General features: G+C 43.8%; 14 protein-coding genes. 5 read left to right on the top strand and 9 right to left on the bottom strand.

Annotation, left to right across the window (positions count from 1 at the left end):
* The first annotated feature begins 94 nt into the window (after positions 1–94).
* On the top strand, positions 95–1,573 hold the full coding sequence (gene gtfA / locus DPF91_RS10530; protein ID WP_117234385.1) for a sucrose phosphorylase: 1,479 nt from the start codon (positions 95–97) through the stop codon (positions 1,571–1,573).
* Between the two features lie 108 nt (positions 1,574–1,681).
* Here the strand turns inward: gtfA and DPF91_RS10535 are convergent, their stop codons facing one another.
* The 3 genes from DPF91_RS10535 to DPF91_RS10545 form a co-directional block, all read right to left on the bottom strand.
* Complete coding sequence (locus tag DPF91_RS10535) at positions 1,682–2,674, bottom strand: SGNH/GDSL hydrolase family protein (RefSeq protein ID WP_117234386.1); 993 nt, start codon at positions 2,672–2,674, stop codon at positions 1,682–1,684.
* Positions 2,675–3,008: 334 nt separating this feature from the next.
* Positions 3,009–3,995 carry a glycosyl transferase family protein gene (locus DPF91_RS10540; protein ID WP_420855596.1) on the bottom strand — a complete coding sequence of 329 codons (987 nt, stop codon included), beginning with the start codon at positions 3,993–3,995 and terminating at the stop codon, positions 3,009–3,011.
* A gap of 56 nt (positions 3,996–4,051) precedes the next feature.
* Positions 4,052–6,694, bottom strand: coding sequence for a nitrate reductase (locus DPF91_RS10545; protein WP_117234388.1), 2,643 nt, complete (start codon positions 6,692–6,694; stop codon positions 4,052–4,054).
* A gap of 308 nt (positions 6,695–7,002) precedes the next feature.
* Between DPF91_RS10545 and DPF91_RS10550 the strand changes: the two genes are divergently transcribed.
* A complete protein-coding gene (locus DPF91_RS10550) occupies positions 7,003–7,668 on the top strand; it encodes an HAD family hydrolase (RefSeq protein WP_117234389.1) in 666 nt (221 codons plus the stop codon).
* A 67-nt stretch (positions 7,669–7,735) separates the two neighbouring features.
* Here the strand turns inward: DPF91_RS10550 and DPF91_RS10555 are convergent, their stop codons facing one another.
* The 5 genes from DPF91_RS10555 to DPF91_RS10575 all read right to left on the bottom strand — a co-directional run bounded on the left by DPF91_RS10555 (position 7,736) and on the right by DPF91_RS10575 (position 11,548).
* Entirely contained in the window at positions 7,736–8,257 is a 522-nt protein-coding gene (locus tag DPF91_RS10555; RefSeq protein WP_117234390.1) for a lipocalin family protein, read from the bottom strand.
* Positions 8,258–8,367: 110 nt separating this feature from the next.
* On the bottom strand, positions 8,368–8,877 hold the full coding sequence (locus tag DPF91_RS10560; protein WP_117234391.1) for a DUF2780 domain-containing protein: 510 nt from the start codon (positions 8,875–8,877) through the stop codon (positions 8,368–8,370).
* Between the two features lie 188 nt (positions 8,878–9,065).
* Complete coding sequence (locus DPF91_RS10565) at positions 9,066–9,464, bottom strand: ribosome recycling factor family protein (protein ID WP_117234392.1); 399 nt, start codon at positions 9,462–9,464, stop codon at positions 9,066–9,068.
* Positions 9,465–9,527: 63 nt separating this feature from the next.
* Positions 9,528–10,880, bottom strand: a complete 1,353-nt coding sequence (yegD, locus tag DPF91_RS10570; RefSeq protein ID WP_117234393.1) for a molecular chaperone — start codon at positions 10,878–10,880, stop codon at positions 9,528–9,530.
* A gap of 83 nt (positions 10,881–10,963) precedes the next feature.
* A complete protein-coding gene (locus DPF91_RS10575; RefSeq protein ID WP_117234394.1) occupies positions 10,964–11,548 on the bottom strand; it encodes a LysE family translocator in 585 nt (194 codons plus the stop codon).
* 144 nt (positions 11,549–11,692) lie between these two features.
* Here DPF91_RS10575 and DPF91_RS10580 point away from each other — a divergent pair, with 144 nt between their 5' ends.
* From DPF91_RS10580 to DPF91_RS10590, 3 genes are all read left to right on the top strand, one after another.
* The gene (locus DPF91_RS10580) at positions 11,693–12,133 is read left to right on the top strand and encodes an Lrp/AsnC family transcriptional regulator (RefSeq protein ID WP_117234395.1); all 441 of its coding nucleotides are present in this window, start codon (positions 11,693–11,695) and stop codon (positions 12,131–12,133) included.
* Between the two features lie 119 nt (positions 12,134–12,252).
* Entirely contained in the window at positions 12,253–14,373 is a 2,121-nt protein-coding gene (locus DPF91_RS10585; protein ID WP_117234396.1) for a sensor domain-containing diguanylate cyclase, read from the top strand.
* A 76-nt stretch (positions 14,374–14,449) separates the two neighbouring features.
* Positions 14,450–15,697, top strand: coding sequence for a leucine-rich repeat-containing protein kinase family protein (locus DPF91_RS10590; RefSeq protein WP_117234553.1), 1,248 nt, complete (start codon positions 14,450–14,452; stop codon positions 15,695–15,697).
* A gap of 26 nt (positions 15,698–15,723) precedes the next feature.
* On the opposite strand, the gene DPF91_RS10595 is transcribed toward DPF91_RS10590, so the two are convergent.
* Positions 15,724–16,110 (bottom strand): MmcQ/YjbR family DNA-binding protein, encoded by a 387-nt coding sequence (locus DPF91_RS10595; protein ID WP_117234397.1) that lies wholly within the window; start codon positions 16,108–16,110, stop codon positions 15,724–15,726.
* Positions 16,111–16,272 lie beyond the last annotated feature (162 nt).

Below are 16,272 nucleotides of genomic sequence, written 5' to 3' on the forward strand. Positions count from 1 at the left end.
ATTTTTATAACAATATCTGACAACGTTGTAATACCAGATGCAACGACTTGAGCGTAGCGCTAATTGCGTTCGTAAATAACGATTGGAAACACCTATGAAAAACCAAGTACAACTCATCACTTATGCTGATCGCCTATCAAATGGTGGCATCGATGACCTATCTAGCATTCTTGATAGCTCACTGAAAAACCTGTTTTCTGGCGTACACGTTTTGCCATTTTACTACCCTATCGATGGCAGTGACGCAGGTTTCGACCCTATCGATCACGCACAAGTAGATGAAAGATTAGGTGATTGGGACAGCGTTAAGAAGCTTGGTGACAAAGTAGAGATCATGGCTGACTTAATCGTAAACCACGCGTCTGCGCAGTCTCCTGAGTTCCAGGATGTACTGGAAAAAGGCCAAGACTCTGAATACTGGTCAATGTTCCTAAAAGAAACAGATATCTTTCCTAACGGTATTACAGAACAAGAAGCTGCAACGATTTACCGACCTCGCCCGGGTAGCTGTTTCAGTGAGAAAGAACTGAAGTCAGGTGACAAGGTGAACTTCTGGACGACCTTCACTGACAACCAAGTTGATATCAACGTAGAGTCACCAGCAGGTGATGCTTATCTTGAGAAAGTATTGAAACTGTTTGCTGAGAATGGCGTTAAAATTATTCGCCTAGATGCTGCAGGTTATGCAATTAAGCGTGCTGGTACTAGCTGCTTCATGACTGACGAAGCTTTCGCTTTCATCAACAAGCTATCAAACCGTGCAAACGAGCTTGGTATGGAAACCATCGCTGAGATCCACAGTTACTACAAAACACAAGTAGATGTGGCAAGCAAAGTAAACCGTGTTTATGACTTCGCACTTCCACCACTGATTCTTCACAGCTTGTTCAATAGCAATGTTGATGCGTTGATTAAGTGGCTAAAAATTGCACCTAAGAACTGTCTGACTGTTCTTGATACTCACGATGGTATCGGCATCATTGATGCGGGTCCTGAAGGGGATAAACCAGGCCTACTTACGCCAGAAGAAATTGATACGCTTGTAGAAACAATGCACGACAACAGCCTAGGTCAGAGCCGCAAAGCAACGGGCGCAGCAGCGAGCAACGTTGACCTATACCAAGTGAACTGTACTTATTACGATGCGCTCGCGTGTAACGATGTGCACTACCTATTTTCTCGTGCTATTCAGTTCTTCAGCCCTGGTGTACCTCAAGTCTATTATGGTGGCCTACTGGCAATGCAGAATGATATGACGTTGCTAGAAAACACTAATGTCGGTCGTGATATCAACCGCCCTTACCTAACTGAAGGCGTGGTTGCTGAGCAACTGACTAAACCTGTAGTAAAAGGACTGGCTAAGCTGATTGAGATTCGTAATACATCAGATGCATTTAATGGTGAAGTAGTTATTGAAGGTGAAGGTCACGCGCTGACTATGGCATGGACAAACAAAGAGTCGAAAGCGGTATTGGACCTGAACCTTGAAGCATCAAGCGGTAAGATTACCCTGACTGAGGGCAATGAAACTACCGAATATGACCTAGTTTCATTGGCCAATGGTCAACTCTAATAAATAATTAATGAGGAACGCCTGAACTTCTCATACCCCAAAATGCCCACTAACTTAGTGGGCATTATTGTATAAATGCATATCAAGTTTCGTCTCGAGCACTAATAACTACTTGAGTTGTTCAATCAATGCATCAGCGGCAACTTTGTGACCGGCTGTCGTAGGGTGAATTTGGTCAAAGAACAAATACCCCTCGCAATACCAATCCGTCGGCGTAATAGTGCCAAGGGGAGTCAGTGCAAAGTTGCATTGATTGATTACGTTAGTAAAACCGTATTTACCTGGATTCTGAATAGCCTCCTGCGAGACACCAGCAAAATCGAACAAGGTCAACTCTAACTCTGGGTATTCATTACGCAAAGACCTGACTCCTCGAGTTAATGCGTAATTGTAAGTTGTGCTCAAATTGCTTGCGGTAAGGTTAAAGAAACCCGATTGCAGTTGCTCCTTAAATGTGTCGGCTTGAAACAGCATTGATTGACGAATGTAATCATTCTCGGGGATTGAGCCAATATTAGGCGTATTTACAATGACGATGTTCCCCGCCCCCCGCTCAGCAAGTCTCTCTATCTGAGTGATTGTTTCTTTAGCCGCTTCACGAACCTGCTTAAAAGCCACCTTCCTTGGGCGCTCTACCGACCGATTTAAGATCTGATCAGATAGAAAGCTGCGTGCGGCACGTACGTCATTTCCCCCAATTGTAATAAAGAAGAGAGTAGAGTCAGATAAATGAGAAGATTGGAAAGAAAGGTAGGTATCCAATTGAGTACTGAGCACGTTCCGGGCGCTAGCTTCATCGGTCGCTAATGCCACAGCACCGGCAACCGCGAAATTGTTACTATTGGCTTGCTGTAGAGCGATAGGCACGATATTACCTAGCTGCAAAGATTGAGAGACGTATTCAGCAAGCAATGGTCCATTTGAAAACCTTGGACCATAGGTTTGACGAGCAGGTCCCAAAGCACCTGATATATCTAATGCATAGAGGTTACCGTTATCCGATAAGCTATCGCCAAAAACCACCATGTTCGTGTATTCATCAGCGACCGCTGCTGAAGATACCATCCATGCTAAACCAAGTGCGACTTTACTCAATTTCATATTATTCCCTAGTTATCTTGTCCGTAAACAGGACTAAACGTAGTAGAACAAATACTCTTTCGCGTCGATAAAACGAACAAGATGTGAAAACGCTCACCTTTTAGGACGCTACAACTTAGAACACATATGCATCCAATTTGACCATTTTCAACTCATTTATCGACTTGTTTATGTAACTGATAAAGGCTCATCTGGCTTTCAACAACTAAATATGTAACGTTTACACCATAAAAACCACCACACCAATCTACTGTATTCCAAAGCAAAAATACCCGCCAAAAGGCGGGTATTTAAACTTTATAAGTAAGTAATAATTATATTTCTAAAACGACCTCTATGAGCAATACTCCGTCCAATATTGGAAAGCTTGATCAAAGGCTCTATCTCTATCGTGAGTTTGTGCAAACAGCACAGCTGTAAGCGTGGCAACAACGGAGTTTGCCATCGTATTTAGATCTTCTTCAGGTGTGCCAAGAACACAAGCGGCTGGAAGCGGTAGTTCAGTCAACATTTGTTCAGACCAGTAAAAAGACTCCACTCCCTCGGGGCGGCTCAACCATACTGTTTGGCTCACCTTCGGATTGTATTCTGACTCTCCTGATTGGCCCTTAAATGAGATAACCGAATGGGAAACTTCACCAATAACGTTCTCGACTTCCGCGTGAAGTTGTTGAAAACCGGGATGAAAACTACCACGCAAACCAACTTTACCTCCTCCAGGGTTCAATGCACGAACCACAGTATTGATTGGAGTTCTTAGACCATAACGAGATTTCCAACCAATCATAGTTTCTGCCATTGGTGCAAAGTTCGCGAGTGGCAAATAGGCAATGCTATCGGATTCCAACAGTGTCTTGGCGTGTTGAGGGTCGTTAGCTAAAGGGATCCCTAGCTGCTCCAAATACGCTTCAATATGTTCACGACCCGCGGGTTTGTCGTTATACCCATGAAGCAATACTTTATAACCCTGATCAGCTAAGATTTTAGCCGCTAGCGCGTGCCAAGGTTTACCCGCTGCTGCTCGTTTACCTGCATAGCAAGGCCAATCTATATCCGCGCCCAAGTTTGGCACTCTTGACTGGAACGCTTTCACAAAACCCGCAATTTCTGCATTAGTTTCGTTCTGAACTCGAATAAGCATTAACAGCATCGCCATTTGGTCATCACCTACTTGGCCATCCAAATACTCATCCATTACTTTGTACGCTTGTTCAAAGGTCAGCGGTTTACGACCACGCTCTCCACGACCAACCGTTCTGATACATTCTAAAATTGAGCTCATAATTTCCTTATCGCTTACAATGCTGTAAAGCTGACTAATCGTTATTTATTTTTTATAATCGACAGTCTGCCCAGTTATCAATAAGTTTTCACGCTTTATTTAATCTCAATTTTGAGTGACTCATCAACCAGTCTCGAAACCTCTGGTAAACAAGAGCCGCAGTTTGTACCACATTTTAATTTAGCCTGTACTTGCTGAAGGGAGGAACACCCCAAACTCTCAATGGCTGAGATGATTTGCTCATCCGTTATTTTAAAACAACTACAAACCAACTTACTGAGATTCTGGCTCCCCACCACTTCAATCAACTTGGATAGCTCTAGAGGTTGGCCAACCAATTGACTCAGCCCTTCAACGTTCATCGCTAACGGCTCAGTAGAAATAGCGAGTATTCCCATCACATTTGGCAAAGTAGACGACTCCGTGCTGTGCTCCGCGCAATGCACCGCCAACCAACCGCCATCAATATCTAGATTGATTACATGCTGAAACGAAGTTAGCCAATCTCGCTTTGCTTGATGGGCTTGCGTGGCAAACCTCCAAACACCTTGCCTTGTTTGCTGATAGCTAATATAGATCATGTCCTTCGGTGCCCACTCTGAGCCAATATAAAGCCCGTACTGCTCTACGGAATAAGGCTTTACTTGCACTGAGTTAGATTTAAAAGCTGGTTGCCCCGAATAAGGGTCAAAATTGGCCTCGACGACTCGGTTGGCTTGAGCGCTCCCACCAAAACGCCCTGCCCAATGCATACTCATGAATAGTTGTTGATGAGCTAAGCCCTCATCAACATCGGCTTTGGTGATTAAGGCTTGATTCGTCTTCGAAGTGATCTCTAACAGCTGCCCTGGAACTAATTCCAGTTCATCCATGGATGATTGACTCATATACACTGTTGGTTCGCTTTCATGGTGACTCAAGCTTTCGATGTGACCCGTTCTAGTCATGGTGTGCCACTGATCCCGCTGTCGACCACTATTAAGCCACCAGCCACTATGTTCCTGATCTGAAGCGGAAACCAATACAAACTGCGCTTTTCCACTAGGAGTGGAATACCCTGAATCAAGAGGATGATTATCATCGAATGGCCAAGCTTTCGGTTGCCAGTTCTGATAGTCCAGTTCAGTCATAGTTGATAAAGAAGAGAGGTCGAACTTAAGATTGGAGTCGTTATTAATAGCAGATAACTGAGCATGCTCGCGGAAAATATCAGCAGGAGACTGATATGCAAAAGCATCGGTCACGCCTTGATGGCGGCAAAGTTTCTGACCCACTTGAGAAATCGCCCACCAATCAGGTTTAGCCTCACCCGGAGCTGCTGTAAACGCTCTTTGACGAGAAAGCATGCGTTCAGAATTGGTCACCATCCCCTCTTTTTCCCCCCAGCCTGAAGCAGGGAGTAATATGTCTGCATACTGGGTGATATCAGAATGTTCTGTAATATCTGAGACTATCACACACTCACATTGCTCCAAGGCTCGCTTTACGAAGCTGGTGTCAGGCATAGAGACCACAGGATTAGTTGCCATAATCCAAATGACTTTAATATCACCCCGCTCTACCGCTTGAAACAGCTCCACGGCTTTTAGGCCGGGCTTCTTTGCCATATTAGGCGCATTCCAAAATTTAGAAACATACCCAATGGATTGTGCATCAAACCCTCGATGGGCCGCGAGTTGATTGGCGAGCCCGCCGACCTCTCGACCTCCCATCGCATTTGGCTGCCCTGTAATAGAAAAAGGCCCACAACCGCCACGGCCAATTTTCCCCGTCGATAGATGAACATTGATAATAGCGTTGGCTTTATCACTACCATATTCTGATTGATTCACACCTTGACAAAATAGAGTGACCGCCGAGTCCACCTCAGCAAACCAACGATAAAAAGTTTCTAATACCTCTGCTTCTAACCCGATTGAATTGGCTACCGGCTGCAATTGATATTTATCTTTTCTACATTCCGCAAATATCTCAGCGAAATTTTCTGTCTGCTTGTTAATGTAATCCTCATCATGCGCATGGTTAGCAACACAATACGCCAACAAACCATTAAAGAGAGCGATGTCACTGTCGTTGGAGATAGGGAGGTGTAAATCAGCTTGTTGGGCTGTCACGGTTTCTCTTGGGTCAATGACCACAATTTTCATTTCCGGGCGCTGTTGTTTTGCCTCCTGAATTCGACGGTAAAGAACAGGGTGAGTCCAAGCGGTGTTAGCACCTACTATCACAAGTAAGTCTGTTTTTTCGACATCCTCATAACTGACGGGCACCAGATCTTCACCAAATGCTCGAGTATGGGCAACAACAGCAGAAGACATACAAAGTCGCGAGTTGGTATCAATATTTGCGCTTCCTACAAACCCCTTCATCAACTTATTTGCTACATAATAGTCTTCAGTGAGTAGCTGACCAGACACATACATTGCAACTGAGTCAGAACCATGCGCGTCAATGCTACTGTGTATTTTTTCTGCAATAAGATCTGTTGCTGCGCCCCACTCTATTTCACTCCAACCGTCATTATTTTTTAACTTGGGATAAAGCAGCCTAGAAGGCATCTGTAAGCTTTCTGATAGTGCGCTACCCTTTACACATAACTTTCCTTGATTCGCAGGGTGAGCAGAATCACCTTTCACTTGGCAGGTTTTTCCTATCGTTTGAGAGACTTCAACCCCACACCCAACTCCACAATAGGGGCAAGCCGTTTTCGTTTTTCCTTGCACCAGCTCTATACTCATCTTGAATCCTTTCAATACATCAATGTCCGTTAGTAGAATAAAAAACGCCTTACCCCTGATGATTCAGAGATAAGGCGTCATTACCAACTTAGTTCGTTTTTTATTTATCTCAGCAATTAGCAAGCCAAATTAATTAACTCAAATTATCAATAGCTTAATCATTACATTGGTCTCTAATGCACTATGAATGTGCAGACAATTGTTCGAACCGTGCACTTTCTTCAATATAAACGCTGACTATTACTCGCTAAACAAACGCTGTTTATGGCACACTTCGTCCTCTCTTTGTCAACATCGACTGTGTGGTTATGAAATTTAAAGCAGCAATTTTCGATATGGATGGGCTTTTACTCGATACTGAGCGTGTGTGCATGGACATTTTCCAGCAAACATGTGAAGCACTCAACTTGCCGTTCTATCCAGACAAATACCTACAAATCATAGGTCGCAACGCTGCTGGAATTGAGCACATCATCAAACAAGGATGGGGAGATGACCTTGATTACCCAACATTGAATGCGGAATGGCGGACTCGATACAATGCTGTTGTGAAACATCAAGCCATTCCAAAAAAGAGCGGCGTTATAGCATTGCTAGATTGGTTGAAACATCAGGGTTACGCGATTGCAGTTGCAACATCGACACAAAACGATGTTGCAAAGGTCAAGCTTCAACTCGCAGAGATCGATCATTACTTCGATGTTTATGCAACAGGTTGTGAAGTGAAAAATGGCAAACCCGATCCAGAAATCTTCTTGTTAGCGGCTGAGCGCCTCGGTGTTTGCCCTACGGAGTGCATTGCTTTTGAAGATTCAAATAACGGTGCTCGTGCAGCGGTAGCCGCAAACATGACTACATTCCAGATCCCTGATCTAGTATCACCGTGTGAAGAAGTTCGCTCTATGGTCCATTTCGTCAAGCCTTCTTTAGACGACGTGTTGAGCTACTTAAAGCTAAATGTCACATCAGCATAGTCAAAGATGACAGAGCTGCGATTGCCACCGAGGCAGCGCAGCTTATTTTTACATACGAACTTCAAATTCACTTGATTGGAGTATGATCAACAAGGATTAGGTCCTTGGTATTAAAACCAATGTTCTTAGCTTGTGCCTTGAACGACTCCAACACTTCATCGCTAACTTCAGGTGAGCGTGCCAATAGCCATAAGTAGGCGGTATCTGGCCCTGAAACAAACGCATATTGATAGTCTTTTTCATCAAGCTCAAATACCACATAAGAGCCATAAAAAGGGCCAAAGAAAGACACCTTCAAATAAGCAAGGTCTTCGTGTTCAACGAAATAGGCCTTGCCTTCGGCTTGTTGCCATTTGCTGTCACTCGCCGAATATCCCTTGTTAATGACTCTTACGCCACCATCGTCGCGCATCGTATAGCTAGCAGTGACATGACTCAGACCTCGCTCAAAAGAATGGTCAAGCCTGGCGACTTCGTACCAAGTGCCCAGATAACGGTCTAACTCAAAATTACTGATTGGCTCTACTTTGTTTGGCATACCCAAACACCCAGTGAGTAGCAGCGTAATCAAAATCGAAAAGTACTTCATCCACGACTCCTTAAACACATTCAATTACGAACTCTAAATCCAGTTAGCTCAATAAGGTCATACGCTAGAATAAAAAAGGAGAGCAATCTGCTCTCCTTACTAAACCGCTTCTATTGCCATAATGAGGTCAAGGCACTGGTGAGTCCAGAGGATGCGCCCTGCGCTTCTAACCCTTGGAGGACCAAAGGTGCAAATTGAGCAACTAACGCAGGATCAAGTCCCATACTCGTGAATGCTGCGTTCACACTGTCCATGCTAGTGATCATGTTCACAAGGCCAGTAGAACTCAGCAGGCTAGCGCCCGGAACTAAACTGTTCAGTTCTTGCTTCTGTTCTGTACCTAATGCATTTTGCGCGACAGAAAGTAGTGCACCCACACCACCAACCGCTTGTTCTGTCGTCACTGATAGTTCATTTTGAACCGAATCAACAACCGGGGTTTCTTGAGTAGCTTGCTGTTGGCTATAGAGTGAAATAGCGGTATTCAGCGCTGTCGACATCAGAGCTGCGTTACTATTTGTCGAAGAAGTATCTGCCTGAGTCGATGTTTGCGAAGCATCGTTAGATTGACAAGCAGTTAGGGATAGCACAACGAGTGACGCAAGGAGAGTTTTTTTCATAGCGGTGTCCTTTTTACCAGCTTTCTTACTGTTTGAACCAATATATTACATAGAATTTCACATTACTATTACTTTAGATTAACCGGTTGGATATATTGATTTTTTGCGACTAATTTTTATCCATTTTTTATTTTCGCCCTCAACAAGAAAGAAGAAAGGCATAGCAGGTCTGAATTGGCACAAATGAATCAAAGGTCATCAGCTAAAAAGCGAGCTTCTCGTGCTTGCTTCATTGAACAGTTGGTCGCTTCCATCAACTCAGCAAGGGTAACCGCATCGTTCTGCTCGATTAATCTTGCTAAGCTCTCTTCCATGCTGATCGCTTTTATTGCCGGTGTGGCTTTCTCCAACCCCTGTTCCATTTTCCTTAAAGCATAATCCAAATCGTCATTCGGTTGACTTACCAGCGTGGCTTTTAATTGTTTCAACTGCTCAAGCTCACCATTAACTTGCCAGTTTCGCGAACGTCTTACCCGTTTAACCACACAACCGTGCTCAACGGCGAGTTGTTGCAATTCAATCCGCCCTTCCTTCCCGACTCGATGAATTAGAGATGGCAATGGAATGCTTAAAACGTGCGAGGACATATTAAGGTTGAACCTTGGTGATAACACAGAAGCGCCCTGCCTCTGCTTTTAAACTCTTAAGCACTACTTATATATTAAATCAGCCCAACGAGCGAGCCCTGCTGTTACAGAACCAAAGTAGCTGCCGCTCACTATCGGGGTATCTGGCAAAATATTTTTTACCGCTTGAGTTAATATAGGTGACCGAGAAGATCCACCAGTCATGTACACGATGTCAGGCTTAATGCTGCTTTGTTTTACCGCCTCTGCCACCAGCGCTTGAATCTTAGTCGTTGGCACTTCTATCGCTTGTTGCAGCTGTTCTACCGTTACGTCAACCATCACTTGTTCAGTCAAAAGATTAATTACCGCTTGAGTCGACTCTTGCTCTGCTATAGCGATCTTAACCTGTTCGGCTTGGCGAATCACACCATAACCCAGAGTTTCTTTGTGTAACTGTGCTAATCGAACAAGCTTTTCAGGTTCTTTCGCTTCTTTAACGATCTGTTTCAACACTTTTAGATTATCGTGTGCATAGAATTTACGTTGAGCTTGCACGTCATTGATCGCGATTGGGTTCCAGAACTGGGTCGTTGGAATCTCCAGTCCTCCCAGAGTTTGAGTGCCTCGACCAAACTCAGGCATGAATGAGCGGAATGCAGTGTGAATATCTAAATCGTTTCCTCCCACCATTTGTCCAGTGTGCCCAAGCAACGAGTCTTTTCGATTATCAAGATGCTTCCAGCTTGGTCCCATCTGTATAAAGGAGCAGTCTGTCGTACCACCGCCAATATCAACCACAAGTACGTTTTTGTCTTCATGCAGAGTTGACTCATATTCAAGGCCTGCAGCAACCGGTTCAAACTGGAACTCAACTTCTTTGAAACCCGCCCTGGTTGCCGCACGACGCAGAATGCCCTCAGCTTGAATATTCGACTCTTCACCGCCTCTACCCAAAAAGTTGACTGGGCGGCCAATGACGGTCTGGGTAATCTCTCTGTCCAACGTGATTTCGGCATGAGACTTGATGTTATTCATCATCGAGCACACCAAATCCTCGAAGAATGAGAGCTGCATGTCACGCAGCCCCATAGCGCCTAAAAAGGACTTTGGTGACTTAACGTAATACACATCACGTGGGTCTTCTAAATATAGGTCTAGTGCTTCGCTGCCATACTTTACGTCATCAGAGCGAACCTCTAAGCCTTCTTCACGATTGACCTTGATTGCACGACGCAATACCGCTTCACCGACCTCACCCCAAGGTTTGATATCCTGAGTACGAAATAGGTGTTCAGATACCGTTTCTGAGGTTGGCGCACACAGGGTAGAAGCAATATAGTTATCACCATTCGCAAGAGGAATACGCTTTACTTCACCATCAACAAGCTGTGCTATCGAACAGTTTGCCGTGCCATAGTCAAAACCAATTGCCATCATATTCTCCTGTCTACCCTTTATAAATCGAGCGCGCGATTCTAAAGCCTACACCTTAGACAGGTCACGTACTTTTTGACTTTTTACAACATAGGCAATGTAGAGCCGATAAGTAACACCGCCATAAAAATATTGAAGCCTCGCACTCTCCATGGTGTCGTCAACCAACGCTGTAACTCTCTACCAACTAGGATCCAAAAGGTTCCTGAAGGAAAGTTCACAAACCAAAAGCAGCACGATATCACTAGCAGAGTCCACCAATTGCCACCATCGCTATACAAGGTCACAGCACTGAGCGCCATCGACCACCCCTTGGGGTTAACCCATTGAAAAGCCACTGCCCCAAAAAATGTCATAGGCTTAAAATCTGACTTAGTTTCCGCTTTACCACTCATTGCAATTTTGCACGCCAGATAGGCCAGATACCCTAAACTCGCATATTTTAGAATAGTGTGAGTCATTGGGTAGGCATTAAAGACGCTAATCAAGCCAATTCCAACCATCAAAACCATAAAAGCAAAACCAAACGCAATCCCTAGCATATGAGGCACAGTTCGAGCGAAACCTACGTTGGCACCTGAGGTCATTAGCATCAAGTTGTTGGGTCCTGGTGTAAAAGTCGATACGGAAGCAAAAAGTAGTAATGCGCCGAGTTGTTGAAGCTCCATATTCTCTCCTTAAAGAACTCGCTGATGAATATTTATTTCAATAGCAGTGCATCAAAACAATGAAGTTCTATATTAGGTGGAACTGTACGCAATTATGTGTTTTTATTCGAAGACAACCTAACAAATACACAATGATTGATAACTATGGATAAGTTTGACGAAAGAATATTGCACGAACTAAAGCAAGACGGCAGGATCTCCAACGTTGAGCTTTCAGAAAGAATAGGGTTATCTCCTTCTGCAACCCTCAGGCGAGTACAAGAACTAGAGAAATCCCGCATTATCAAAGGCTACCGAGCAATCTGTGATAACACGCAACTGGGTATTGGATTTGTTGCTTACGTGTCCATCGGACTTGCCAGTCATAGAAAGCAAGCACAGCTCGAGTTTGAGCAACATGTTCAATTTGTCGACGAGGTCGTGGAATGCCACAACATCACTGGCTCAAATGAGTATTTACTGCGGGTAGAGACGCAAGATCTGCCAAGCTACAAAAAGTTTCATGCTGATGTTTTGGGTGAATGCCCTCAGGTCAACTCTATTACAACCATGGTAGTGATGGATTCTCCAAAAGATGAGCGATAATCCGTGATTTACTGCAAGCTTTTTAATCAAGTCAACTAATTTACATTCACATCGCGCTAATCCGATCACACTGCAATACAATAACCCGTATAATAGGAGCATTAGCTCGGAGAGTATGAATGAACGCGCAAGCCCTACAAGAAATACAAAGCATTTTTGCTCAGTTTCAAAACCACCCTGGTCAACACGGCTCTGATGCCATCGCACGACGTGCTGAACAAATTTGCAACCACTATGGTATTGAAATGCCAGAGGCGCAACACGCATTCATTCAAGCACTAAAGCTTGACCGAGCTGACAATCTGGAGGGAGCTATCGAGCACTACACTTTGTGCATAAAGCGCTGTACACCAGAAGATAAAGTCCTTCGACTTCACGCCTCAATGCTGCTTGGTTCCGTCTACTCAGACCGTGAGGAGTATCAACAAGCTTACTTCCTCTTTAAGCAAGTTCTCGACAACATCACTTTACTAGACGACTCATATCGTTCACTCGCTTATACCAATATTAGTGATCTATTGCTGTCTTTGAAGCAGTACCAAGCAGCGTTTGATCTCGCTAAGTTAGGGGCAGAGGCAGGCCTGAGAATCAGTAATACGACCAATCGAGCGATTTGCTTATTGAACATGGGGTATGCACTAGGTCATTTAAACCAATGTGCCCAAGCATTACCGTATCTGGATCTCGCGATTTCAAGTGCCAAAGACATGAACATCCTACGTAGTCAGGCGATTGGTTACAGTTATAAAGCGCAGATCATGTCGATCGACAACCGTTACCCTGTCGACGATGTCATCACCTTGTTTGAAATGGCGAGTCAAACCTTTGCTCAAATTAACGATAAACACCATCGTAATGAAAACGGTGTTTACTATGCGGAGTACCTCAACAAGCATGATTGTCTTGAGCAAGCTTCTAAACTGTGCCAGAAACTGCTCAAAGACATCGATATGGAACGTAACTACACCTTCGCAGGTGTATTACTCAAAACCCTGATCAGTATTACTAGCAAACAAGGCTTACTTGAAGAAACAGTTCAATACCAACAACGTTATATAGAGATAACTGACACTCATTTTGAACGTAGCCAACAACGTGAGTTTGAGTCATTACTGAAACAGGTCGAAGAGACAACAGCAGAACAAGAGAAACACCTGCTTGCAAAAATGCAATCGCATATCGGTGTCATCACTCAAATAGGGCAACACATCGCAACTACGGACGACATTGGTGAGCAGCTCCCTCATATTTTTGAGCAAGTTCAAACTATATTCCCTAGTACCGAGTTTGGTATTGCACTTTACGAGCGAGACAACCAAGTCCTCGACTACCGCTATTTCTGCGACAATGATGGTGCGGTTCCACCTATACAGATTCATTGTGAGCACGAACATTCTGTTGGCAGCTACGTCATCAAGAATCAGGCTACCGTTCATTTGAACCGCATTAACGATGAAATCCTTTCGCAGTTTGTGCCGACTGAACAGCGCAAGCAGTCTGAAAATATCTACTTCAATGAGGATGAGAAGCCGGCTCAATCCATCATGCTAACCCCCATTATGATCGATGGACGAGTGCTTGGCTTGATGTCTTCTCAGCACTCCCTTCCTGAGCAATATCATCAGCATCACTGCCAACTGTTTGAGCAGCTGGCGAGCTTTATTGCGATATCTTTAGAGAACCGTGCACAAAAAGAGAGCTTGAAACAAGCAAACTCAACACTAGATAAACTAACTCGCACCGAGCCACTAACCGGACTGTATAACCGCTATCAGCTCGATCACATTGCACCTCAACTTATCCATAACGCGACCGTCACCAACAACCCTATTGCTGTGACTATACTCGATATCGATTATTACAAGGGTTACAACGATTACTTTGGTCACCACGATGGAGACAAGGCACTACAGATCGTGGCTGAAAAAATGAGGCAAGTTTTTCATTTATCAAGTGACCATTTATTCCGCTATGGTGGGGATGAGTTTTTGATCCTTAGCTATGGTCAATCCAAAGAGCAGCTCACTGACAAACTTGAAAAGCTACAATGTGCCATTAAGCAAACAGGGTTGACCAACCCACGCTCCCAATGCAGCGAACGACTAACTCTTTCGATTGGTTCCATCAATCACATTAACGATTACTCAAATTCAATGTCATTTGAGAGTTTATTTGAACTCGCAGATAAAGCACTTTTCAAAGCCAAAGAAGCTGGGCGCAATCAGTTTGTGTTAGTTTGATAACAAGGTCCTCTCGAAATCACAAACTAATCTAGGTAGACTTCCCCCACAAATATACTTTAACGTGGGCCATCAATTGAATACCGTCAAACAACTAAAAAGCGGTGAGTTAGTTGGAATTAAACGACTCAAACTCTCTGAAAAATTAACTGAACTACCTCAAGAAATTGTCAGTTTGGCGGATTCACTAGAAATCTTAGATGTATCGGGCAACTTGTTAACTGAACTTCCAGATTTTTTGGCTAACCTACCAAAACTCAAAATAATTTTTGCGTCCAGTAATAACTTCACCCATCTGCCCAGCGTTCTGGGTGCATGTCCGAGCCTTGAAATGGTTGGGTTTAAAAGCAACCAGATAAAGCATGTCAGTAGTGACTCTCTTCCTCCGAGATTGCGTTGGTTAATCTTAACTGACAACCAAATAGAAATCCTACCGGAGGTGCTTGGCGAAAGAAGCAAACTACAAAAGCTCGCGCTTGCCGGAAACCGAATCCAAAAACTGCCTGACAGTTTTTCTCAATTAATAAATCTCGAGCTTGTTCGTTTATCGGCAAACAACTTACAGGCTTTCCCTGACGTGTTACTCAAACTACCTAAACTAGCTTGGATGGCGTTTTCAGGGAATCCTTTCTGTCACAGTGAAGAAGAACGATGCAATGTTCCTACCGTGGCTTCTAGTTCCTACTCCATTAATCATACACTTGGACAAGGTGCTTCGGGGGTCATTTCTCATGCAACTTGGTTAAACGAAGAACTCGACTTTCCTGCACAAGTGGCTGTTAAAGTTTTTAAAGGCGAAATAACCAGTGACGGCTATCCAAAAGACGAGCTCGAAGCTTGTTTAGCAACGGGGCATCACGAGAACCTAGTAAAATCAATTGGGCAAGTTAACGAAGTTGACCACCTATCACTAGTAATGGAACTCATCCCAGAGCACTTCGATAATCTTGGTCTACCACCAACGTTAGAAACATGCACAAGGGATGTTTTTAAACCTGAATTTCAACTATCAATAAACCAAATTGAAAAAGTGGTCACTCAAATGATTGATGTGTTTGAACATCTACATTCAGCTAAGGTGTGCCATGGTGATCTTTACGCTCACAATGTCCTTGTTGATAATGAAAGCAATATCATTTTTGGTGATTTTGGCGCAGCATCTATTTACGGATATTTAAGTGAAATTCAGCAATATGGTGTAAGAGCGGTAGAGGCAAGAGCTCTTGGCCATTTCATAGACGATTTATTGAGTGTATGTAAACCAATAGAAAAGCAAACGGCTGCTTATTCCTCATTACAAAAATTAGCTAAGTTAATTCGTTAACTTCGGCAAAATCCAGCTCAAAAGACCTAGTCTAATTCGAGGTCTTTTGCTTCAACTTCGATACCCAACTCGGTACGTTTTCTCTTACTTAGACCAAGTGCAACTAATCGATAGGACTCGGATAAATAATATTCGAGTTCTTCATCAAGACTGCCACCCGTATCAATTTGTTGAATCCATTTCATCCCACGTGAAGCAAAGTATGGTGCGGGAATATAGCCTTCACTGTCACTTAAAAAATCGAAGTTAAGCGGCGATGTCTTGAAAGTATAAGCGGGCGTTCCTTTTTTAGTGGTGAAACCGATCGCGAACACCTTCCCTCCTACTTTCCATACTTCTGAGTCACCCCACTGAACAACATGTGATGTTGCTGCAAATTGACTGCAAAACTGGTTGAACGCATCTAGGTTCATCTCAAATCCCTTTAACCCTATGAATATTCTAGTTATAGCTTGTTTGCACGTAAGCCACAATATTGGCAAATTCTAACTATGAACTTGCTCATCCAACACTACGCATTAGCTATTAGACTTAAGTCTTATTGAGCATCTTGGTGAAGAAAGATAAATTCATTC

Origin of the sequence: Vibrio maerlii (assembly GCF_003415655.1) — a bacterium.
GTDB lineage: Bacteria > Pseudomonadota > Gammaproteobacteria > Enterobacterales > Vibrionaceae > Vibrio > Vibrio maerlii.

Excerpts from the sequence above, each read along its gene's own strand:
- gtfA (WP_117234385.1), top strand. The coding sequence starts at position 95 with ATGAAAAACCAAGTACAACTCATCACTTATGCTGATCGCCTATCAAAT.
- DPF91_RS10535 (WP_117234386.1), bottom strand. The coding sequence starts at position 2,674 with ATGAAATTGAGTAAAGTCGCACTTGGTTTAGCATGGATGGTATCTTCA.
- DPF91_RS10545 (WP_117234388.1), bottom strand. The coding sequence starts at position 6,694 with ATGAGTATAGAGCTGGTGCAAGGAAAAACGAAAACGGCTTGCCCCTAT.
- DPF91_RS10550 (WP_117234389.1), top strand. The coding sequence starts at position 7,003 with ATGAAATTTAAAGCAGCAATTTTCGATATGGATGGGCTTTTACTCGAT.
- DPF91_RS10555 (WP_117234390.1), bottom strand. The coding sequence starts at position 8,257 with ATGAAGTACTTTTCGATTTTGATTACGCTGCTACTCACTGGGTGTTTG.
- DPF91_RS10560 (WP_117234391.1), bottom strand. The coding sequence starts at position 8,877 with ATGAAAAAAACTCTCCTTGCGTCACTCGTTGTGCTATCCCTAACTGCT.
- DPF91_RS10565 (WP_117234392.1), bottom strand. The coding sequence starts at position 9,464 with ATGTCCTCGCACGTTTTAAGCATTCCATTGCCATCTCTAATTCATCGA.
- yegD (WP_117234393.1), bottom strand. The coding sequence starts at position 10,880 with ATGGCAATTGGTTTTGACTATGGCACGGCAAACTGTTCGATAGCACAG.
- DPF91_RS10575 (WP_117234394.1), bottom strand. The coding sequence starts at position 11,548 with ATGGAGCTTCAACAACTCGGCGCATTACTACTTTTTGCTTCCGTATCG.
- DPF91_RS10580 (WP_117234395.1), top strand. The coding sequence starts at position 11,693 with ATGGATAAGTTTGACGAAAGAATATTGCACGAACTAAAGCAAGACGGC.
- DPF91_RS10585 (WP_117234396.1), top strand. The coding sequence starts at position 12,253 with ATGAACGCGCAAGCCCTACAAGAAATACAAAGCATTTTTGCTCAGTTT.
- DPF91_RS10595 (WP_117234397.1), bottom strand. The coding sequence starts at position 16,110 with ATGAACCTAGATGCGTTCAACCAGTTTTGCAGTCAATTTGCAGCAACA.